The following is a 20,448-nucleotide window of genomic DNA, read 5'->3' as shown; positions in this document are numbered from 1 at the left end:
GCAAGCCGCAAGCTGCAAGCCACATTCGCCTTTTCTTCGCTCCCGGGTCGTATTTGAATAACTATTATTTCTGGTTTATCCCCAATGTATTTCGTTGGTTTTTCGCATATGTTCCGTATCTATTAAAGAAACGAGACATATACGACACATATACGAGACATGTACGAAATATATACGGGATATTGGTTACCCAAATACGACCCAAATACGACCTAGCTCCGAAGCCGGGTGTAAAAAATAGCAAAGGGAGTTTCCAAAGGTTGCCGGTATGGCATTATTTATTGCCAATTGCATCTTGTCTATTGCCTATTGATTGGTGTTTTCCCAATTTCCATTCTATTTTCCTGAAATGAGAATGTAATGTTTCAACTTTAATGCGTAATTTTCTGTATATCAAGGCCTCAGCTTTTGGCATTTTAATAGAATATAATATCATGACCCTGTGAGGGCATCATTCCATACCAAACCCTAATTGAAAGCTTATGATGGCTGTAAACGTAATAACAACCCGACCCAACCCTTTCATTTCATCCCTTACCCTCGAGATCACTACTACTGAAGATCGGCCCGGAGTAGTTCGGATGATAGATGCAACCGGAAAGATCATCAGCCTGTTTTTATGGAAACTGAAGAAAGGCGTTAATATCAGTAATATTAATAACCTGAATAAATTAGATACCGGCTTGTATAAGCTCGATGTGTTGGATGAGGCAGGTAAAATTATATGCAGTACAAGAGTAGAAAAGTAATGATCAACCGAAGAGCGATAGAAGAGTATACAGGTTTTCCTGCACCAGGAAAGAAAAACATGTAGACGTGCGCAAAAAAGTGATCAGACTTTCCCAAATTAATAAAGTTTTATCCCAAAAAGAGACGGAAAGGACAAGTGACGATTAGGTATGTGTTTGATTATGAGCTAATTAAAAAGTGGCATTCCATTAGTAATTCTATTCTAAACCATTTTTCGTGATACCATTAAGCCATAATCATAACACACAAGAACACAAGGCGGAAAAGAACTCTATTTCTATGAGGCAAAAGCTGAATCGACTATTGCAAAGTGACCATACTGTACCAGGTGGTAATAGTACCTCAGACTTTTCAAACCCAGAAATTATGATCCCTAAAGTTGTTGTCCGCCCAAACCCCTTCTTCACCTCCATAACGCTGGATGTAACCTGCGCGCAAGGCAAACATGTAATTGTGCGGATGTTCGATGAGGATGATAAGATCGTCAAAATGTTCAGTTGGTTTTTGGTAAAAGGAATAAACATTACCAATATAAGCGAAGTAGAATTTTTGCCAACAGGCGTTTATTCGCTCGATATTGTTGACCTGGAAGGTGATGTTTTATACAGTACACATATTTCGAAAGGATAAACATATTAAGAACCCCTAACCCCGGAGGAGTTGTTTAAAAACAGCTCCTTTTTTTATGCTTAATAACGCTCAACGCAGAATGCTTAACGCCAAACGCGTGGCAGTAAATTGTGTTTTGTAATAAGCCCGGGAGCCGGAAACTGGTAACCGGTAACTGGTAACTATGTCTTAATTTTGGGCATGACAAAGCTGAGTGTTAACATCAACAAATTTGCCACGCTGCGCAATAGCCGCGGCGGCAATAATCCCGATGTAGTAAAAGCGGCTATAGATGCCGAGCGGTTTGGCGCCGATGGCGTTACTGTACATCCCCGGCCCGATGAGCGGCATATCCGTTATAGCGATGTACGGGCTATTAAAAAGATCATCTCTACAGAGTTTAATATTGAAGGCAATTGCAGCGAACAAAAGTTTGTTGACCTGGTGCTTGAAACAAAACCCCACCAGGTAACGCTGGTGCCCGATGCCGAAGGGCAATTGACATCTGACCACGGTTGGGATACCATTAAGCACCGCGATTACCTGCGGGAAATGATCCAGGTATTTCAAAAGGCCAACATACGGGTATCAATTTTTGTTGATCCGGTTGTTGATATGGTGAACGGCGCAGCCGAAACCGGTACCAACCGCATTGAACTATATACCGAAGGTTACGCCCGGGAATATGCGAACAATAAAGAAAATGCTATTGCCCCTTATGTAGCGGCGGCCAAACGGGCCAATGAACTGGGGTTGGGCATTAATGCAGGCCACGACCTCGATCTGAATAACCTGGCCTATTTTTCCCAGAACATCCCCGGTTTGCTGGAAGTGTCAATAGGACATGCATTGATAAGCGATGCTTTGTACCTGGGGTATGAGAATGCCATACAGTTGTATAAGCGGCAGCTCAGGTGATATCGAATATCGAATTTTGAATATTGAATGCCGAAGTGAAGGCATCAAAAAAGGAATTTTGAATGGAGAAGGGGACTTCCGCTTCATTCGAAATTCCCTTTTTGTTATTAGTGCTTCAGCTTTTCCCTTTAGGCTAATACGTCCTGCCATTCTTCCATCTTATCCAATACCGATTTGGCGAAAGGGCAGAGCGGCACGATCTTGATGTTATGGGTGCGGGCATATTCAACGGCGGTTTGTACTAATTGTTTGCCGACGCCTTTTCCGGAAAGGGAATCATCTACTTCAGTATGTTCGATGATCATTTTGTTAGGAGCCATACTATATACCATTTCGGCCAGAATAGCGCCATCCTGTCCTACATAGAACATACCTTTCCCTTGTAATTGTTTGTGTTGTATAACCATAATGAATAGGAATAACAATTTCTGATTTTGCGATTTAGGGATTTCGATTCTTTTGATATTAGCCTTACGACAAATCTCAAAATCTCCAAATCCCGAAATCTCGAAATTACTTCGTTCCGGCAAGTGGTCGGGGGTTAAGTAATTGCAAGGCTGGCAATGTAGGTTGATCAATTTCAACTAATTCGGGCCTGGGTGCAATTCACCGCTAAAATTCGTATTTTTATTTAAATAGTTGGTTATGGATAAGAAGAAATTGAAAGAAAAATTACACCAATATATTGATAATCTTGAGGATGAGGCATCCTTGCAAATGCTTCATGAGGCGGCGGTGGAATATGAAAGGTTAGGAGGGAAGGATATTCTTGATGATTTAAACCCTGATCAATTGGCACGGTTGCAGGAATCGATCAAACAGGCTGATGAAGGCAAAACTATTTCTCACGAGGAGGCAATGAAAAGGATTGCATCATGGAGGTCAAAATAGAATGGACAGAACCGGTTTTGCAAGATCTGGAAACAATTGTTAGTTACATTGAAGGTGAATGGTCAGAAGCAATAGCCGACAAATTTGTAGAGTTACTTTTGGATAAAATTAAAACGCTGTCGGGACAGCCTTATATGGGAATGGCCCCAAAAAATGTCCTGCAGTGAGAAGTATAAAAATTTCAAAATATAACAGGCTCTATTATAGGGTTGAAATGGACTCCCTGATAATCTTAAACATTTTCGACACCCGGCAGCACCCCGATAAAAATATCTACGGTTAAAGAAAAAAAATTTGGTCAAATCATTTTTGCAAAGCACTTTTGTACACATAATGAAAAAGCAATTACAAAATAATCATTGGTGGTGGCATACAAACCTAAAAAGGGGCTTGTAAGCTACTGTTGATGTTTTATTAAACACCATATTCAGGCCCCGATGTATCATCGGGGCTTTTTTTTTGAATTTTTGATAGGGCAACATAATGAAAAAGATAAACATTACTACCAATTGTAAAAAGCTGCTGGCCGACGTATTTACGCCGGTTGGCATTTATCTGCGGGTGCGCGATCGCTTTCGCGATACAGTTCTGCTCGAAAGCACCGACCACCATGCAGCAGATAACAGTTACTCTTTCATTTGTATCAATGCCATTGCCGGTATTGAGATCACTTCTACCAAAAGCATCGAATTCAAATTGCCAGGCCTGCCACCCGAAAAAGCAGCCATTTCCAACAGCGCCGAAGTACCTGAGAAACTTTGGGAATTCATGCAGCGCTTTGAAGCTACTCCGGGTGCAAAAGAAACAAAATTTGCCCAGGGTTTATACGGCTACACTACCTATGATGCCGTTCAGTTTTTCGATACCATTCAACTGAATGTTGAGCGCAAATCGCCCAACGGACAACCGGTTGTTCCCCTCATGCGGTATCGCCTGTATCAATATGTAATTGCCATCAATCATCATAAAGACGAATTATACATTTGCGAAAACATCACTCCGGGTGTAGAAAGCGAGCTGCCCGTTGTAGAATCGTTGATCCGCAGTAAAGATGTGCCGGTATATCCTTTTAAAACAAAAGGCGCCGAAGCATCCAATATGACCGACAACGATTATACAGACATGGTGAAGAAAGGCATACAAAGCTGCCTCCGCGGCGATGTGTTCCAGATCGTATTGAGCCGGTGTTTTGAACAAGGCTTCACGGGTGATGAATTTGCCGTATACCGCGCATTGCGCAGCATCAACCCTTCGCCCTACCTGTTCTTCTTTGATTATGGCGATTACAAGCTGATGGGTTCTTCGCCCGAAGCCCAGTTGATCATGAAAAATGGTAAAGCGGTGGTACACCCCATAGCGGGTACCTTTAAACGAACCGGCGATGATGAAACCGATCAACGCGAAGCAGAGCGGCTGTTGCAGGATGCCAAAGAGAATGCAGAGCATGTGATGTTGGTTGACCTGGCGCGTAACGACCTGAGCCGCCTGTGCGATGAAGTAAAAGTAGAGCACTACCGCGAGGTGCAATATTATTCGCACGTTATACACCTGGTGAGTGAAGTAAGCGGTAAGGTGCGTACCGGTAGCAATCCGTTTTCTTTGCTGGCCAAAACATTTCCGGCCGGTACATTAAGCGGTGCGCCTAAATTCAAAGCCATGGAACTGATCGATGCGTTTGAACCTACTGCCAGAAGCTACTACGGCGGCGCTATTGGGTTTATGGGTTTTGATGGGCAATGCAATCATGCCATCATGATCCGCACGTTCATGAGCCGGCAGAACAAACTGATCTACCAGGCAGGCGCCGGAGTGGTTGCTGCCAGCAAACCCGAAAGTGAATTGCAGGAAGTAAATAACAAACTGGGCGCTTTGAAAAAGGCGATCGTGTTTGCCCAGGAAATAATTTAATTCGATTGTTCGATTGTTAGATGGTTTAATGGCTGTGAAACCCGAATGCTGGAAGGCCGAAGAAAGTAGGGATTGCTTAATTTTCGGAGTTCGTAATCATGTAACAATAAAACCATCAAGCATAAACAATTTACTTTGCCTTTAGGCGAGAAATAAAAAGATATGAAGATTTTAGTTTTCGATAATTACGACTCCTTTACCTACAACCTGGTTCACCTGGTTGAAAAGATATTGCATCAGAAAGTAGATGTTTACCGCAACGACCAGATCCCTTTGGAAAATATAAAGGCATACGATAAGATCATTTTATCTCCCGGTCCTGGTATACCCGAAGAAGCGGGTTTATTACTGCCGCTGATAAAAGAATACGCCGCCTCCAAATCGATTCTGGGCGTTTGTTTAGGGCACCAGGCTATTGGACAGGCTTTTGGCGGAAAACTGGTTAACCTAAGTACCGTGTATCACGGAGTGGCCACGCCGGTGAAGATCGTGAATCGTGAATCGGCAGACGTGAAACGGCAAACGGCAATTGGCAAAAAAGCAGCGAGTACTGCGAATAAAGAAACCCATTCATCATTGACCATCGACCACTCACCACTTACCACTCACCACTCGCTTTTCGAAGGGTTACCGGATGAGTTCGAGGTAGGCCGTTACCATAGCTGGGTGATCAGCGAAGAAGGGTTTCCGGAAGAACTGGAGATCACCGCCCGGGATGCCAACAATTTCATCATGGCTTTGCAGCATAAGAAATATGATGTGCAGGGTGTGCAATTTCATCCGGAGAGTGTGTTGACCCCGAGGGGAGAGGAAATTCTTAGAAACTGGCTGAAAGCCTAATGTGATATTCACCATTGAACCATTCTCCGATAACGATTCATCACAAACAATATGAAAAAAATATTACAATACCTGTTTGAACATAAAACGCTGAGCCGCGAGCAGGCAAAAGACGTTTTAATGAACATTGGTAAAGGTGTTTACAACGAACATGAAGTAACGGCCTTTATGACTGTTTACCTCATGCGAAGTGTGACCATTGAAGAGTTGCAGGGCTTTCAGGATGCTTTGCTGGAGTTGTGCGTAAAAGTAGACCTGAATGGTTTCCCGGTAATTGATATCGTAGGCACCGGCGGCGATGGAAAGAATACGTTCAACATTTCCACGCTCAGTTGCTTCATTGTAGCCGGTACCGGGCAGAAAGTAGCCAAGCATGGTAACTACGGCGCTTCTTCTATCAGCGGCGCCAGCAACGTAATGGAACAACTGGGTTATAAATTCAAGAACGATCCCGACCGTTTAAAGAAAGAGGTAGACGAAGCCAATATTTGTTTTTTACATGCGCCATTGTTCCACCCGGCATTGAAAACAGTAGGGCCAATCAGGAAGAACCTGGGCATGCGTACCTTTTTCAATATGCTCGGTCCCATGGTGAACCCGGCTTTCCCGCCCTTTCAGCTCATAGGTGTATACAACCTCGAAATGGCGCGCATTTATAATTACCTGTTACAGCAAACCGATAAAGCCTTTACCATAATTCATGGGTTAGATGGGTACGATGAAATTTCATTGACCAACGACACCAAGGTGATCACCAACAACGGCGAAAAAATAATGACGCCTGAGCAATTGGGAAAACGCATGGTGAACCCTACTGATATTTATGGCGGCAACACGGTGGAAGAAGCAGCTAAAATATTCACTAAAATTTTGAAAGGGGAAGGTAGCTGGGCGCAGAACGCGGTGGTATTGGCCAATGCGGCCATGGCCCTGCATTGCACCGGCAACTTTAAAAGCTATGACGAAGCGTATGGGAAAGCGGTTGATAGTTTGGAAAGTGGAAAAGCGAATGAGGCGTTGAAGAAGTTGGTAGCCTTACAATAAGGCAACAAGGCAACGAGGTATAAAGTAAAACGCAATATGTATTTGCTTGCAGCTTGCAGCGTACAGCTTGTAGCTGTTTCTTAATTCACAAATGATCACTTAAAGAATGAACATCTTAGATAAAATAATTGAGCATAAACGAAAAGAAGTTGCAGAACGAAAGGCACAAACGCCTGTGCAGGAACTGGAAAAGCAGGAGGGATTTAAAAGGTCGGTATTATCGCTTGGCCGGTTTTTGCTGGATGGATCCAGGACCGGCATTATTGCCGAGTTCAAAAGGAAATCGCCTTCCAAGGGAATTATCAATGGCGCCGCCGACGTGGTAGAAGTGACTTCCGCATATGCACGCTTTGGCGCTTCCGGTTTATCTGTATTGACCGATGAACAATTCTTTGGCGGCAGCACCAGCGATCTTATAAAAGCGCGGGTTAACCAGGTGCCTATCCTGCGCAAGGATTTTATGATCGATGAATACCAGATCGTAGAAGCCAGGGCCATGGGCGCCGATGTGATCTTATTAATTGCAGCCTGCCTGACACCGGCTGACGTTAAACGGTTAGCATCTTTTGCCGCTTCTTTACAACTGGAAGTATTGCTGGAGTTGCATGCCGAAAAGGAACTGGATCATATTTGCGATGAAACGAAACTGGTAGGCATTAACAACCGTAACCTGAAAACATTTGAAGTAGATATTGACCGCAGCCTGCGAATGGCAGAACGCATTCCTTCTGACAAAATAAAAATTGCCGAAAGCGGAATTAGTTCTGTGGCCAATATCAACCTTTTCAAGCAACATAACTTTCGTGGGTTTTTAATTGGAGAAAATTTTATGAAAGAAGCCCAGCCTGGCGAGGCATTTCATAAATTCATAGCGCAACTGGAATCAAAGTAATGTAGCGATTGCATGGCCCAACCCTAACACTTAAAAAATCTGACTAGCTATGCGAGTAAAAGTTTGCGGTATGACACTACCTGAACAACTGGAACAATTGGGAGGCATGGGGGTGACGTTTGCAGGATTTATTTTTTATCCCAAAAGTCAGCGCTATGTTTTCAAAGGCCTTACCACCAGCCAGATCCGAAAGGAGAACAGCATTAACAAGGTGGGTGTTTTTGTAAACGCCTCTATTGAAGAAGTGTTGCACATGGTAGACGAATGCCGGCTGCACATGGTACAGTTACATGGAGATGAAACTCCGAAGTATTGTGAAAAGATCGCCGATTATGTATCGGTAGTAAAGGCTTTCCGGATCAGTGAGAACGATAATATTGAATGGATGGTACGGTCGTATATGGATATGTGTGATATGTTTATGTTCGATACGATGGGAGCAGGTTATGGCGGTACCGGTAAAAAGTTCAATTGGAATATGCTGAAAGATGCAACCATTGGCAAACCCTTTTTCCTGAGCGGCGGTATTGAGCCGGGCGATGAGGAAAAGCTGAAAGAATTCGCCTCCCTGCCGGTTGGTAAAGCATTGTTTTCGGTTGATATAAATAGTAAGTTCGAGATAAGCCCTGGTGTTAAAGACATGGCGAAAGTGAAGGAATTTGTCACCAATCTGAATGGCCGGTAAAAAACATCAATTATGATTCAAATACGCACTGCCATAGAGAAAGACCTGGAGGCAATGCTGGAAATATACAACGACGTTATTGTTAACACAACAGCGGTGTACGATTATGAACCGCATACGCTGGAAATGCGGCGGCAATGGTTCCGTATCAAAGAAGCGCAGGGCTTTCCGGTATTTGTGGCAGAAGAAAATGGCAGGGTGGCTGGCTTTAGTTCAATCGGGCCTTTTCGCGCCTGGGCTGCATATAAATATTCTGTTGAGAATTCGGTGTATGTAGCCGCTGACCAACGAGGCAAAGGGATTGGTAAGAAATTGATAGAACCGTTGATACAGGCGGCAGAACAATTGAATATGCATACCATAATAGCAGGAATCGATGCAACCAATGAAGCCAGCATTATGTTGCACCGGAGTTTTGGATTTGTAGAAGTAGCCAATTTTAAACAGGTAGGTTACAAGTTTGGCCGTTGGCTCGATCTTACGTTTATGCAATTGTTGCTGAAGACACCGGAACAACCGGTAGAAGAGTAGAGAAGGAACAGAAACTAAACCTTTATGCTATGATAAAGTTAGGGATCATGGGTGATTTTGTTGCTTCAAATAGTACGCATATCGCAAACAATGAAGCAATTGATCACGCCGCCAAACAATTTGGAAAAGCTTTTCAGTACGAATGGGTTGCAACCGACCGCATTGAACCGGAATTTGACACCCTCATTCATTCGTACCAGGGATTACTGATAGCACCCGGTAGTCCGTACAAAAGCATGTCGGGTGTTTTGAAGATCATTGAATACGCGCGTACGCACCAGGTGCCTGCATTGGGCACTTGTGGAGGCTTTCAGCATATGATCATTGAGTTTGCACGGAATGTGCTGGGGATAACAGATGCGGAGCATGCGGAAACAAATCCCTATGCATCGAAACTGGTAATAAATCCGTTAAGCTGTTCGCTGAAAGGCCAGCAGCTCGACATTGAAATAACAGACAAAGATTCATTGGTATCTTCCATTTTTAATACCAATACGATCACAGAAAACTATTATTGCAATTTCGGGTTGAACCCTGAGTACCAGGAACAGATCCATAAAGCCGGGTTTACCATGGTGGCCAGTGATAAACATAAAGAAGCGCGGATTATGGAATTGAAAAGCCATCCTTTTTATATCGCCACGCTTTTTGTTCCGCAGGTGAATTCCAGTTATGAAAAACCGCATCCGATTTTAATAGCGCTGCTCAATGCCATGGAACAGTATAAGCGGGCAAACGTTGAACAGAGCGTTAGCAGTTAAATAGAAATGCAAATGACGACAACAACAAAATATCAACAACCCAATGTACAGGGGTATTATGGAAAGTTCGGTGGTGCGTTCATTCCCGAAATGCTGCACCGGAATGTGGAAGAGCTGAGATCGAAATACCTCGACATTATTTACGATCCTGCATTCCAAAAAGAATTCAGGGACCTGTTACACGATTATGCCGGCCGGCCTACGCCATTGTATCATGCACAACGTCTCAGTAAACAATACGGCACAACAATCTACCTGAAACGGGAAGACCTGTGCCATACCGGTGCGCATAAAGTGAATAATACCATTGGTCAGATCTTGCTGGCAGAACGATTGGGTAAGAAACGGATCATTGCCGAAACCGGCGCTGGTCAACATGGTGTGGCTACAGCTACGGTATGTGCGTTGAAAGGAGTAGAGTGTATTGTGTATATGGGCGAAAAGGACATCGAGCGCCAGGCACCGAATGTAGCCCGCATGAAAATGCTCGGCGCTACTGTAATTCCGGCTACCAGTGGCAGTAAAACATTGAAGGATGCTACCAACGAAGCCATCCGCGACTGGATCAATAATCCCGTTGATACGCATTATATCATTGGCAGTGTGGTAGGGCCACACCCGTATCCCGATATGGTGGCGCGTTTTCAAAGCGTGATCAGCGAAGAGATACGGTGGCAGTTAAAAGAAAAAACAGGCAGTGAATTACCAACGCACGTAATTGCCTGTGTGGGTGGTGGAAGTAATGCCGCCGGCGCTTTCTATCATTTCCTGGAAGAGCCTGCTGTACAACTGGTAGCTGTAGAAGCATCAGGGCACGGTATACACAGCGGTCTCAGCGCTGCTACCACGCAGCTAGGGAAACCGGGTGTATTGCATGGCAGCAAAAGCATTGTAATGCAAACCGAAGATGGCCAGGTAGTGGAGCCGCACAGTATTTCTGCCGGATTGGATTACCCCGGTATCGGTCCCCTGCATGCGCATTTATTCGACTCCCAACGCGGCGCTTTCTTAAGCGCTACCGATGAAGAAGCGTTGCAGGCCGCTTTCAACCTGGCAAAACAGGAAGGCATTATACCGGCATTGGAAAGCTCACATGCGCTCGCCGCCCTGGAGTTCCTGAACCCGGTGAACGCAAAAAAAGGAGAAGCGCCCATACCTGATAAAGCAAAATTCACCAAAGATTCGGTGGTAGTGCTTTGCTTAAGTGGAAGAGGAGATAAAGATATGGCGACGTATATGAAGGCGATGAACATAAATAAATAACGTTACCGGTTACCGGTTTCCGGTTTGCCAGGTTCTTATTGCGGAAAGCCCGCTTTTATTCAACCTGTAATAAATTTGAGTCCCGGTATCTGGTACCCGGTAACTGGTAACCTGAAACAGGCAATTATATGAATCGGATAAATGAACTTTTTAAACGGAAAAAAGACGGTATTCTCAACGTATACTGCACGGCCGGTTATCCGCAACTGGAAAGCACTGTACCGGTAATGAAGGCGTTGCAGGATAGCGGGGTAGATATGATAGAATTGGGAATGCCGTACAGCGATCCGCTGGCCGATGGCCCCGTGATTCAGGCAAGCAGCACCAAAGCGCTGGCCAATGGCATGACCATCGCTACTTTATTTGAACAGTTAAGAGGGTTTCGCCAGCAGGTGTATGTACCTGTTATCTTAATGGGTTACATGAACCCGGTAATGCAATACGGGTTTGAACGGTTTTGTCAGCATGCGGCTGATGCCCCGATAGATGGCCTCATCTTGCCCGACCTGCCAGAGTATGAATTTGAAACAGAGTATGGCCCCATTATGCAGCGCTATGGATTGAATTTTATTTTCCTGGTTACACCCGAAACGTCTGAAGAGCGCATTCGTAAACTGGATAGCTTAAGTACTGGCTTCCTGTATGCGGTTTCATCATCTTCTACCACAGGTAAAGACAAGGATATGAATGCCGTGAACAACTTTTTGCAACGGCTGCAGAAGATGAATCTCAAAAACCCGGTACTGGTTGGGTTTGGCATAAAAGACAAACCTACTTTTCAACAGGCTTGTCAGGCTGCCAATGGCGCCATTATTGGAACAGCGTTCATAAAAGCGCTGGAAGATGCAACTGATGTGGAAGGCGCAACAAAAAAGTTTATAACTGATATTAAAAGCTGATATGGAGCTGTGTCACAGTTCCAAACCGTGGCACGGTTTACAATAAAAAATAGATAATGGACCTGGTAATTATAAAATACAATGCGGGTAATATTCAGTCGGTACTGTATGCGCTGGAACGCATTGGGGTGAGTGCGGTTGTTACCGATGACTACGAACAGATTCAAAGCGCCGGTAAAGTGATCTTTCCCGGTGTAGGCGAGGCCAGCAGCGCCATGCGGTACCTGAAAGAACATAAGCTGGATACAGTGATTAAGAACCTGCAACAACCCGTGCTGGGCATTTGCCTGGGTATGCAGTTGATGTGTGCGTACAGTGAAGAGAATGATACTACCTGTTTGGGCATATTTGATGAACAGGTGAAATTATTTAAACCCGGTACAAATGGCGCGGCCGGGCGGGTTAAAGTACCACAGATCGGCTGGAATAGTATCTTCAATTTAAAGACAAAACTGTTCAACGGGTTGCCCGAGAACAGTTATTGTTATTTTGTACATGGCTATTACGCTGCGCTGGGTGAACATACCATCGCTACTGCCGATTATATTCAACCGTATAGTGCTGCCCTGCACAAGCATAATTTTTATGGCGCCCAATTCCACCCCGAAAAAAGCGCTAAAGCAGGAGAACAGATATTAAAGAACTTTTTGAGCTTATAATATGCCAATACAACCGGTTCCTTTAAACGAAGTGTGGGCCATGCGGCAGGCAGTGATGTATCCGCAGGAAAGCATTGAATTTGTTCAACTGGAGGATGATGAAGCAGGCTTGCATTGGGGCTTGTATGCAGAAGGGGAATTAGTTTCTGTAATTTCTCTGTTTGATAGAAACAATTCCATTCAGTTCAGAAAGTTTGCAACCCGAACCGACAGGCAGGGCAGGGGATTTGGAACTACCTTGTTGCAACATGTAATGGATTGGGCGCGTGCTAATGGTAAAAAGGATATCTGGTGCAATGCCCGGTTAACAGCGACCGCTATTTATAAAAAATTCGGGATGCAGGCTGTGGGAAAAACCTGGCAGAAATGGGGCTTCGATTTTATTAAAATGGAAAAACAATTATCGCAATCAAAGCATATGCAGATCATTCCGGCTATAGATATTATTGATGGAAAATGCGTGCGGCTAACGCAGGGCGATTATGACCAAAAGAAAATTTACAATGAGCATCCGTTGGAAGTTGCCTTGCAATTTGAAGATGCCGGGTTACAGCGGTTGCACCTGGTTGACCTGGATGGGGCTAAAGCAGGCGCGGTAAAGAACTGGAAGGTACTGGAAACCATTGCCGGTAAAACTGCTTTGGTGATTGACTTTGGCGGTGGCATAAAAACCGAAAAAGACGTAAACATCGTATTTAATTCAGGTGCAGCCCTGGCAACCATCGGTAGTTTGGCCGTGAAGAATGAAACGGAGTTTGTGAAATGGTTACTGCAATTTGGTGCTGATAAATTCCTGCTGGGCGCTGATGTAAAAGATGAAAAGATAACAGTAGGCGGCTGGCTCGAAACGACCGACATTTCTATTTACGATTTTCTGCAGAAATACATTGATCACGGTGTGCAGCAGGTATTTTGCACCGATGTAAGTAAAGATGGATTGTTGGCAGGTCCTTCCACTGACTTGTATAAAAAAATTATTGAGCGCTTCCCGGCACTTCATTTCATTGCCAGTGGCGGCGTAAGTAATATGAAAGACCTGGAAAGCCTGGCTGCTATCGGTTGTACGGGCGCTATTGTTGGTAAAGCAATATATGAGAATAGAATATCTTTAGATGATTTGAAACTTTTTAATAATTAGGAAGTGGCGATTTGGGGATTTTTGATTTAGAGATTTCGTGATTTCAAATCCCAAAATCTCAAAATCCCGAAATCAGAAATCACTGATGAGTCACGATAAAAAACAAAAGATGCTTTGTAAAAGAATAATCCCTTGCTTAGACATAAAAGATGGCCGTACGGTGAAGGGGACAAATTTTGTAAATCTTCGTGATGCCGGCGATCCGGTTGAACTGGGTGCATTGTATGCACAACAGGGCGCCGATGAGCTGGTGTTTTTAGATATAACCGCTACTGTTGAAAAGCGGAAAACATTGCGTGAACTGGTAAACCGCATTGCGCACCACATCAATATTCCGTTTACTGTAGGCGGTGGCATCAGCAGTGTAGCCGATGTAAGCGCTTTGTTGCAGAATGGCGCCGACAAGATCTCAGTAAATACCGCAGCCTTTAAAAACCCGCAGTTGATCCAGGACCTGTCAAAGGAATTTGGCAGTCAGTGTGTGGTGCTGGCTATTGATACCAGGCAGGAAGAAGACGGTGAATGGTATGTGTACCTGAACGGCGGCCGCACCAAAACCGATGCCCGTTGTTTCGACTGGGCAAAGCAGGGAGTTGACCTGGGGGCTGGTGAGATCCTGCTTACTTCCATGAATCATGATGGTACCAAACAGGGCTTTGCGCTTGATATAACGCGTGAACTGGCCACTCAACTACCTGTGCCGGTAATTGCCTCCGGCGGCGGTGGTACCATGCAGCATTTTGTAGACGTATTTGAACAGGCGCAGGCCGATGCCGCCCTGGCCGCCAGCATATTTCATTTTAAAGAAATAGCAATTCCGGAATTAAAGGGATATTTGCAGGGAAAACAGATTAATATACGCCCAGTATAAAGTGTAAGGTTGTGGATTTAGGAGCCAGTTGCAGGTGTCGTGGTTTGATGGTTCGATAGCTTGATGGCTATGTCCGCATTTCCGGACCTTCGATAAGTATTCGACCATCTGAAAACTAAACCACCAGCCATTTAACAATCAAACAATCGAACAATCGAACGCAATGAAAGTAGATTTCAAAAAATACAGCGATGGCCTGGTGCCTGCCATCATCCAGGACTTTGTTACCCATAAGGTACTAATGATGGGGTTTATGGACGAAGCGGCCCTGCATAAGACAATGTCTGAAGGGAAAGTTACTTTTTTCAGCCGCAGTAAAAAAAGGCTGTGGACGAAAGGCGAGGAGAGCGGAAACCACTTACTGGTAAAAGAAATTTTGTCTGATTGCGATAACGATACCCTCCTCATAAAAGCACAGCCGCTGGGCCCTACCTGTCATACCGGCGCCGATACCTGCTGGAGTGAGCGGAACCATTCTGACGACTTTTTGTATTATCTACAGGATATCATTGAGTTACGTAAAAAGAGCGAAGACGAAAAGTCGTATGTGCGCCAGCTTTTTAATAAAGGGATCAATAAAATTGCCCAAAAAGTGGGCGAAGAAGCAGTGGAATTGGTGATTGAAGCCAAAGACAACAACGAAAGCCTGTTTTTAAACGAAGCCGCCGATCTGCTCTTTCATTATTTAGTATTACTTAACGCAAAAGGTTATAATTTGCAGCAGGTGGTAAGCATTTTACAAAACCGACATTCCAATAAAAAGTAACATGAAGAAGCTGATAGTAGGACTTTTTTTAATACCGGTTGCGGTGATGGCGCAGCAAAAGGGATTTGTTATTACCGGAACGATCACGGGACTGAAGGAGAATTCCCGGGTTACATTAGTTGATCTGAACAAACCTACAGATACCCTGGCAAAAGCGCTGGTTACAAAAGGCAGCTTTGTATTAAAAGGATCGATAGCAGAGCCCAACCTGCATCAACTGAACTTTGATGTGGCTGGAAAGAAGTCGGTACTGTTTATGGGCAATGAGACCATAACCGTAAAAGGCAATATCGATAACGTACAACAATTTGATGTAAAGGGTTCGGCCATCAACAGCGATTTCATGGCTTTCCAGAACATCTTCAACCCGTTATTTCAACGATTAACAGCCCTTAACCAGCAGATCTATGGCAGGCCTAACGCGCAACCCAACGCGCAGCCAAACGATTCGTTGATGGCCTTGTATAAACAAACATATGATGCCATTGTGATTGCGATCGATAAGTTTGTTACAGAAAAAAAGAGCTCTCCTGTAACGCCGTTCATGTTGGTGGTTACCCGCGAACTGGAACAGGACCCAATTACGTTGGAGAGACGGTATAACTTATTAAGCCCTGCCAGGCAACAGGGATTTTATGGTAAAATATTACAGGAGGGGATAGCCAATAGCAAAGTGGGCGCCGTTGGCAGCGATGCCATTGAGTTTACCCAGAACGATACTACCGGCAAACCGGTTTCATTGAACTCGTTCAGGGGGAAATATGTGCTGGTTGATTTCTGGGCAAGCTGGTGCAAACCATGCCGCATGGAGAACCCGAATGTAGTTACCGCCTTTAACAAGTTTAAAGACAAAAATTTCACCGTTCTGGGCGTATCGCTTGATAAAACCCGTGAGTCGTGGTTACAGGCTATTAAAGACGATAATCTTGCCTGGACGCAAGTGAGCGATCTCCAATACTGGAATAATGAAGTAGCCCGCAAGTATAAGATTGAAAGCATTCCGCAGAATTTCCTCATCGATCCCAAAGGAAAAATAGTAGGTAAAAATCTTCGCGGTCCCGATTTGGAAGCGCGGTTGTGCGAGTTGTTGGGATGTAAGTAGTGTTGCCCCCCAGCCCCCTAAAGGGGGAGTAAGAAAGTTAACAATGATTACTGTTTTATAAAAAAAGCCACCTGATATTCAAGTGGCTTTTTTCGTGAAACGTGAAACGGCAGACGCAAAACTCTGCATTTCCCTGTATCAACTTTATCACCTCTATCAACCTCACCTTTATCACCCTTGTCAACTAGTTTATATCCTTCCCTTCCTGCAACGTCTTTATCATTCTTTCTACATTCACTTTATTGCCGCTATCCGGTGCTTTGGGGAGCGCTTTCTGGGCAAATGCCAGCGCTTTTTTATAATCTCCTATTGCTGAATAGCCCCTTGCCATGCCCACCTGTGTTGTAAATTCTTCAGGACTTTTATCGTAGTTTACTTTGAATGCTTCGAAGGCTTCTTTGCTTCTTTTCTGTTGTAATAACTGGCGGGCATAGTTATGGATCTGTGGTACCGTACCTAATGGCAAAGCTTCTTTCATCAGAGCATTTGCTTCTGCTTCTTTATTGAGTTTCTTTAAAAAGCTGGCTTTGGTTGAGAGCGTTACAAAATTCTTTTGCCCGATAAATGGCAGGCTGATGGCATTCTCTGCCCATTGCATTCCTTCTTCCAGATTGACATTGTTCAATAAACAGAACTGCGCCGCCTGGTTATAACTCTGCCAGCCCGGATTAAAGGCTTTTTCACTACGCAACTCCCGACGGAATGATTCCAGTTGCAGGTTATTGTAATCTGTTTCTATCTTGAATGGTATTTTCAGTTTCTCCCACAGTAAAGCTAAGGTAGCACTGGTATCGGTTTGATCGGTGAACGCAAACGTTAACCATTCAACGCTTTTGTCAATCGGTTGCGGTTTTACTTTAACCCGCAGCGCATCTTCTTTGGGTTCGTAATAAAAGCTCCCCCAGGAAGTGTTGTTTTTAGAGAAAATAACGGTGCTTTCATCGGGGTCATAAGCAATGAAGAACCCATATTTACCGGCGGGTAGTGTTTGTCCTTCAATACTAACGGGCGTAGAAAATTCGATGGTCGTATTTTCGTTGGCGCCTGCCCGCCAGGGAGCGGCTTTACTGGTGCCAAAACCCTGATCGGTAAAACCTTTGGGAACCAGGGCGCCCCAGATCTTTCCTTCGCGGCCTTTTACGCCAGGCCGGTTGTAATGGATGGTTACATCGGTAATGCCGATGCGTTCGCCAACCACGGCTTTCTTATTACCGCCAAAGGGCGGAACCAATAACTGGGAATAAGAAATGATATAACAGGTAAATGCCAGACAAACAAGCAATAGCTTTTTCATGTCAGTTAGTTTTGAAATAAAAGCTACATAGTATTTCAAAACCACTGCATAGATATTACATATGCTGGCTAAACATATGGTTAGATGGTTATATGGCACGGTTACCGGTTACCTGTTCCCAGGCTTTGAATGTCAACTCGCTCCCTGTAATCGGTCTCTTCGAATTTTTTGCCCGGAAACCGGGACCCGGTAACTAATCATCTTTCTTCCCAAACAACCGCCTGAAGAAACCTTTCTTTTTCTTCTGTTCGTCGGGCAGTATAGAGTCTTTGGGTACCTGGTTCCTGGTGTTGGTAGCTTCTTTCAGCACCTTTTGTTCTTCCATCGCCTCTTTAGATTCGGTTGGAACATTTTGTGTGTCGGGCTTGCCAAGATAGGCATCAGCGCCGCCATTGCCCACATCTTCGCCTTCAGCACCGGGCGGAGGCGTATGATCGATAAGATTGCCCATGTCGTAGAACTGCTCGTTCCGTAAGCTTTCGGGCCTCACGAATTTGGCCTGTTTGTCGAGCCCCAGTGTTTTATCGGCAAACGCTTTGGCAAAGAAATATTCCCAAATGGGTCGTGCCGCAGCGCCACCATATCCTAATCCGCTTTCAAGGCGTATAAACCGATCGTCGCAACCGATCCATACGCCGCCCAACAATTGGGGTGTATAACCAATGAACCACGCGTCGGAATTATCGTTGGTAGTACCGGTTTTACCGCCCATTTCGGCAACGCCTAAACGACCCCGTAAACCGGCCGCCGTACCAAAATCAACCGGTCCCTGCATCATGCGGGCCATGGTATAGGCCGAAGCCTGGCTCAGCACTTCTTTACGGTCTGTATCAAAACGGGCAAGCACATTGCCGTTCTTATCTTCAATGCGGGTGATGTAAACGGGTTTAATGCTAAAGCCGCCCGTAGGGAACATGCTGTAACCCCACATCATTTCGTACAACGACAGATCGCAGGTACCCAAACTAATAGAAGGGTAGGGCTTTACCGGGGTTGGAATGTTGATCTGGTGCAAAAACTCGGCAAACCGCTTGGGGGTGGTTTGTTTTATAATGTAAGCTGCTACTTCATTAATTGAATAAGCTAAACCGGTAGCCATAGTACGTACCCCTGATACTTTGGGGTTAGGCTTTGCAGGCACATAACCTGAACCGGGAAAGTATTGCTGCGTGGCTTCGCACATGGTTTCGGGCGTAAAGCCGTATTCTTCTATAGCCAGCGCATACAAAAATGGTTTTATTGATGAACCAACCTGCCGTTTTGTTCTCAGGTTAGCGTGATCTAATTTGTAGTTCTTGAAGTCGATGCCGCCTACCCATGCTTTTACCTGTCCGCTCATAGGATCGGTAACCATAAAGGCGGTTTGCAGCATTTCGCGATGGTATTTAATGGAATCGAGCGGCGTCATAATGGTGTCCTTCTCACGTTTGCTGTTCCATGCAAATACTTTCATGCGCACTTTCTGCTTGAATGATTTCCTGATCTCATCGTCACTCAATCCTTCTGCTTTCAGGTTCCGCCAGCGGTCGGAGTTGCGCATATTGTTTTCCAGCACATTTTCATGTCCTTTCCAAACGCCATCTGTTTTTAAACTTCTCTGGCTGGCCAATGCGCGTTGCAGTACCGGCAGGTGTTTGGCTACTGCCTCTTCGGCATACAACTGCATACGCGGATTGATGGTAGTATACACATGCAAACCATCTTCATAGATGTCGTAATTGTCGCCATCCTGTTTTTTGTGTTCACTGCACCATTTTTTCACATCTTCCCTGATCACATCCAGGAAGTAAGGTGCAATACCGTTGTTCTCGTTGAGCTTTTTATAATTGAGCCGGATGGGGTGTTTTTTCAGGTCGGTGCCTTCTACTTCGGTAAGGTAACTGTTGCGCGCCATTTGATCGATCACCGTATTGCGGCGTTCGAATGAGGCCTTGTAATTGGTGCGCGGGTTATACGTTCCGGTTGCTTTCAGCATTCCAATAAGAACGGCTGCTTCTTCTACATTCAGGCGGTCGGGTTCTTTTGAGAAGAACGTGCGCGATGCATTGCGGATGCCGTATACGTTATCACTGAACGAAACCGTATTGAGGTACAGGGCCAGAATTTCCTGCTTGGTGAAATTCCTTTCCAGTTTTACGGCAATGATATTTTCTTTTAACTTCTGTATTAACCGGGCGATCTTGTTCTCTGCTCTTTCGTCGAACATATTCAACGCCAACTGTTGGGTGATGGTACTGCCACCACCTTCTTTTCCCATGAAGAAAATAGCCCGGGCCAGTGAGCGGCCATCAATACCCGAGTGGTCGTAAAAACGTTCGTCTTCCGTTGCTACCAGCGCGTCAACCACATGCTTTGAGATGTCTTTATACTGAACAAAGCTGCGGTTCCCTTTTTCTTTATAATATTTCCCCAGCATGGTGCCGTCATCGCCGTATACCTCGGTAGCCAGGGTAATGGAGGGGTTCTCCAACTGGGCTAAAGAAGGCATTTTTCCAAATAAGCCAAAGCTTATAAGGGTGAGGAATAATACAACTACCAGGAATCCAATGAGAAATGTTTTCCAGAATATTTTAACAGCGCGCGTCATAGTTGAGAGTTTTGTAAAACCGGAATTTTACGACCGGATA

Annotated in this window: 22 protein-coding genes; 19 read left to right on the top strand and 3 right to left on the bottom strand. The window is 44.8% G+C overall.

What is annotated here, in order from left to right; all coding sequences use genetic code 11:
• The first annotated feature begins 482 nt into the window (after window positions 1-482).
• The 3 genes from FAM09_RS00890 to FAM09_RS00880 all read left to right on the top strand — a co-directional run bounded on the left by FAM09_RS00890 (window position 483) and on the right by FAM09_RS00880 (window position 2,277).
• Complete coding sequence (locus FAM09_RS00890; RefSeq protein WP_136575196.1) at window positions 483-749, top strand: T9SS type A sorting domain-containing protein; 267 nt, start codon at window positions 483-485, stop codon at window positions 747-749.
• 367 nt (window positions 750-1,116) lie between these two features.
• On the top strand, window positions 1,117-1,380 hold the full coding sequence (locus FAM09_RS00885) for a hypothetical protein (protein ID WP_136575195.1): 264 nt from the start codon (window positions 1,117-1,119) through the stop codon (window positions 1,378-1,380).
• 180 nt (window positions 1,381-1,560) lie between these two features.
• Window positions 1,561-2,277: a pyridoxine 5'-phosphate synthase gene (locus FAM09_RS00880; protein WP_136575194.1), complete on the top strand. Its 717-nt coding sequence runs from the start codon at window positions 1,561-1,563 to the stop codon at window positions 2,275-2,277.
• Between the two features lie 128 nt (window positions 2,278-2,405).
• Here FAM09_RS00880 and FAM09_RS00875 read toward each other — a convergent pair whose 3' ends face one another.
• On the bottom strand, window positions 2,406-2,684 hold the full coding sequence (locus tag FAM09_RS00875) for a GNAT family N-acetyltransferase (protein ID WP_136575193.1): 279 nt from the start codon (window positions 2,682-2,684) through the stop codon (window positions 2,406-2,408).
• A 238-nt stretch (window positions 2,685-2,922) separates the two neighbouring features.
• On the opposite strand from FAM09_RS00875, the gene FAM09_RS00870 reads away from it, so the two are divergent.
• The 16 genes from FAM09_RS00870 (at window position 2,923) to FAM09_RS00795 (ending at window position 16,527) form a co-directional block, all read left to right on the top strand.
• Window positions 2,923-3,168 carry a hypothetical protein gene (locus tag FAM09_RS00870; protein WP_136575192.1) on the top strand — a complete coding sequence of 82 codons (246 nt, stop codon included), beginning with the start codon at window positions 2,923-2,925 and terminating at the stop codon, window positions 3,166-3,168.
• The gene (locus FAM09_RS31505; RefSeq protein WP_136575191.1) at window positions 3,153-3,335 is read left to right on the top strand and encodes a type II toxin-antitoxin system RelE/ParE family toxin; all 183 of its coding nucleotides are present in this window, start codon (window positions 3,153-3,155) and stop codon (window positions 3,333-3,335) included. Before FAM09_RS00870 ends, FAM09_RS31505 begins: the two co-directional genes overlap by 16 nt.
• A gap of 316 nt (window positions 3,336-3,651) precedes the next feature.
• On the top strand, window positions 3,652-5,076 hold the full coding sequence (locus FAM09_RS00860) for an anthranilate synthase component I family protein (protein ID WP_136575190.1): 1,425 nt from the start codon (window positions 3,652-3,654) through the stop codon (window positions 5,074-5,076).
• 162 nt (window positions 5,077-5,238) lie between these two features.
• A complete protein-coding gene (locus FAM09_RS00855; protein ID WP_136575189.1) occupies window positions 5,239-5,916 on the top strand; it encodes an anthranilate synthase component II in 678 nt (225 codons plus the stop codon).
• 51 nt (window positions 5,917-5,967) lie between these two features.
• Complete coding sequence (trpD, locus tag FAM09_RS00850) at window positions 5,968-6,960, top strand: anthranilate phosphoribosyltransferase (RefSeq protein ID WP_136575188.1); 993 nt, start codon at window positions 5,968-5,970, stop codon at window positions 6,958-6,960.
• 106 nt (window positions 6,961-7,066) lie between these two features.
• The gene (gene trpC, locus FAM09_RS00845) at window positions 7,067-7,852 is read left to right on the top strand and encodes an indole-3-glycerol phosphate synthase TrpC (RefSeq protein WP_136575187.1); all 786 of its coding nucleotides are present in this window, start codon (window positions 7,067-7,069) and stop codon (window positions 7,850-7,852) included.
• A 49-nt stretch (window positions 7,853-7,901) separates the two neighbouring features.
• Window positions 7,902-8,537 carry a phosphoribosylanthranilate isomerase gene (locus FAM09_RS00840; RefSeq protein WP_136575186.1) on the top strand — a complete coding sequence of 212 codons (636 nt, stop codon included), beginning with the start codon at window positions 7,902-7,904 and terminating at the stop codon, window positions 8,535-8,537.
• A gap of 12 nt (window positions 8,538-8,549) precedes the next feature.
• Window positions 8,550-9,068: a GNAT family N-acetyltransferase gene (locus FAM09_RS00835; protein WP_136575185.1), complete on the top strand. Its 519-nt coding sequence runs from the start codon at window positions 8,550-8,552 to the stop codon at window positions 9,066-9,068.
• A gap of 29 nt (window positions 9,069-9,097) precedes the next feature.
• Window positions 9,098-9,829, top strand: a complete 732-nt coding sequence (locus FAM09_RS00830; RefSeq protein ID WP_136575184.1) for a CTP synthase C-terminal region-related (seleno)protein — start codon at window positions 9,098-9,100, stop codon at window positions 9,827-9,829.
• A gap of 12 nt (window positions 9,830-9,841) precedes the next feature.
• The gene (gene trpB, locus FAM09_RS00825) at window positions 9,842-11,092 is read left to right on the top strand and encodes a tryptophan synthase subunit beta (protein ID WP_136575183.1); all 1,251 of its coding nucleotides are present in this window, start codon (window positions 9,842-9,844) and stop codon (window positions 11,090-11,092) included.
• 128 nt (window positions 11,093-11,220) lie between these two features.
• Window positions 11,221-11,991 (top strand): tryptophan synthase subunit alpha, encoded by a 771-nt coding sequence (trpA, locus tag FAM09_RS00820; protein ID WP_136575182.1) that lies wholly within the window; start codon window positions 11,221-11,223, stop codon window positions 11,989-11,991.
• Window positions 11,992-12,047: 56 nt separating this feature from the next.
• Window positions 12,048-12,650 (top strand): imidazole glycerol phosphate synthase subunit HisH, encoded by a 603-nt coding sequence (gene hisH, locus FAM09_RS00815; RefSeq protein WP_136575181.1) that lies wholly within the window; start codon window positions 12,048-12,050, stop codon window positions 12,648-12,650.
• A 1-nt stretch (window position 12,651) separates the two neighbouring features.
• On the top strand, window positions 12,652-13,788 hold the full coding sequence (hisA, locus tag FAM09_RS00810) for a 1-(5-phosphoribosyl)-5-[(5-phosphoribosylamino)methylideneamino]imidazole-4-carboxamide isomerase (protein ID WP_136575180.1): 1,137 nt from the start codon (window positions 12,652-12,654) through the stop codon (window positions 13,786-13,788).
• Window positions 13,789-13,873: 85 nt separating this feature from the next.
• The gene (gene hisF / locus FAM09_RS00805; protein ID WP_449406768.1) at window positions 13,874-14,659 is read left to right on the top strand and encodes an imidazole glycerol phosphate synthase subunit HisF; all 786 of its coding nucleotides are present in this window, start codon (window positions 13,874-13,876) and stop codon (window positions 14,657-14,659) included.
• 145 nt (window positions 14,660-14,804) lie between these two features.
• A complete protein-coding gene (hisIE, locus tag FAM09_RS00800) occupies window positions 14,805-15,425 on the top strand; it encodes a bifunctional phosphoribosyl-AMP cyclohydrolase/phosphoribosyl-ATP diphosphatase HisIE (RefSeq protein ID WP_136575179.1) in 621 nt (206 codons plus the stop codon).
• Between the two features lies 1 nt (window position 15,426).
• Entirely contained in the window at window positions 15,427-16,527 is a 1,101-nt protein-coding gene (locus tag FAM09_RS00795; protein WP_136575178.1) for a TlpA disulfide reductase family protein, read from the top strand.
• Between the two features lie 184 nt (window positions 16,528-16,711).
• On the opposite strand, the gene FAM09_RS00790 is transcribed toward FAM09_RS00795, so the two are convergent.
• Window positions 16,712-17,821: a DUF2911 domain-containing protein gene (locus FAM09_RS00790; protein ID WP_136575177.1), complete on the bottom strand. Its 1,110-nt coding sequence runs from the start codon at window positions 17,819-17,821 to the stop codon at window positions 16,712-16,714.
• Between the two features lie 193 nt (window positions 17,822-18,014).
• Window positions 18,015-20,408 carry a transglycosylase domain-containing protein gene (locus FAM09_RS00785; RefSeq protein ID WP_136575176.1) on the bottom strand — a complete coding sequence of 798 codons (2,394 nt, stop codon included), beginning with the start codon at window positions 20,406-20,408 and terminating at the stop codon, window positions 18,015-18,017.
• Between the last annotated feature and the right edge of the window lie 40 nt (window positions 20,409-20,448).

Source organism: Niastella caeni (assembly GCF_004834005.1).
Lineage (GTDB): Bacteria > Bacteroidota > Bacteroidia > Chitinophagales > Chitinophagaceae > Niastella > Niastella caeni.
Note: the sequence above shows the minus strand (reverse complement) of the source record. Positions and strands in the feature narration are given on the sequence as shown.

Excerpts from the sequence above, each read along its gene's own strand:
- FAM09_RS00890 (WP_136575196.1), top strand. The coding sequence starts at position 483 with ATGATGGCTGTAAACGTAATAACAACCCGACCCAACCCTTTCATTTCA.
- FAM09_RS00885 (WP_136575195.1), top strand. The coding sequence starts at position 1,117 with ATGATCCCTAAAGTTGTTGTCCGCCCAAACCCCTTCTTCACCTCCATA.
- FAM09_RS00880 (WP_136575194.1), top strand. The coding sequence starts at position 1,561 with ATGACAAAGCTGAGTGTTAACATCAACAAATTTGCCACGCTGCGCAAT.
- FAM09_RS00875 (WP_136575193.1), bottom strand. The coding sequence starts at position 2,684 with ATGGTTATACAACACAAACAATTACAAGGGAAAGGTATGTTCTATGTA.
- FAM09_RS00870 (WP_136575192.1), top strand. The coding sequence starts at position 2,923 with ATGGATAAGAAGAAATTGAAAGAAAAATTACACCAATATATTGATAAT.
- FAM09_RS31505 (WP_136575191.1), top strand. The coding sequence starts at position 3,153 with ATGGAGGTCAAAATAGAATGGACAGAACCGGTTTTGCAAGATCTGGAA.
- FAM09_RS00860 (WP_136575190.1), top strand. The coding sequence starts at position 3,652 with ATGAAAAAGATAAACATTACTACCAATTGTAAAAAGCTGCTGGCCGAC.
- FAM09_RS00855 (WP_136575189.1), top strand. The coding sequence starts at position 5,239 with ATGAAGATTTTAGTTTTCGATAATTACGACTCCTTTACCTACAACCTG.
- trpD (WP_136575188.1), top strand. The coding sequence starts at position 5,968 with ATGAAAAAAATATTACAATACCTGTTTGAACATAAAACGCTGAGCCGC.
- trpC (WP_136575187.1), top strand. The coding sequence starts at position 7,067 with ATGAACATCTTAGATAAAATAATTGAGCATAAACGAAAAGAAGTTGCA.
- FAM09_RS00840 (WP_136575186.1), top strand. The coding sequence starts at position 7,902 with ATGCGAGTAAAAGTTTGCGGTATGACACTACCTGAACAACTGGAACAA.
- FAM09_RS00835 (WP_136575185.1), top strand. The coding sequence starts at position 8,550 with ATGATTCAAATACGCACTGCCATAGAGAAAGACCTGGAGGCAATGCTG.
- FAM09_RS00830 (WP_136575184.1), top strand. The coding sequence starts at position 9,098 with ATGATAAAGTTAGGGATCATGGGTGATTTTGTTGCTTCAAATAGTACG.
- trpB (WP_136575183.1), top strand. The coding sequence starts at position 9,842 with ATGACGACAACAACAAAATATCAACAACCCAATGTACAGGGGTATTAT.
- trpA (WP_136575182.1), top strand. The coding sequence starts at position 11,221 with ATGAATCGGATAAATGAACTTTTTAAACGGAAAAAAGACGGTATTCTC.
- hisH (WP_136575181.1), top strand. The coding sequence starts at position 12,048 with ATGGACCTGGTAATTATAAAATACAATGCGGGTAATATTCAGTCGGTA.
- hisA (WP_136575180.1), top strand. The coding sequence starts at position 12,652 with ATGCCAATACAACCGGTTCCTTTAAACGAAGTGTGGGCCATGCGGCAG.
- hisF (WP_449406768.1), top strand. The coding sequence starts at position 13,874 with ATGAGTCACGATAAAAAACAAAAGATGCTTTGTAAAAGAATAATCCCT.
- FAM09_RS00795 (WP_136575178.1), top strand. The coding sequence starts at position 15,427 with ATGAAGAAGCTGATAGTAGGACTTTTTTTAATACCGGTTGCGGTGATG.
- FAM09_RS00790 (WP_136575177.1), bottom strand. The coding sequence starts at position 17,821 with ATGAAAAAGCTATTGCTTGTTTGTCTGGCATTTACCTGTTATATCATT.
- FAM09_RS00785 (WP_136575176.1), bottom strand. The coding sequence starts at position 20,408 with ATGACGCGCGCTGTTAAAATATTCTGGAAAACATTTCTCATTGGATTC.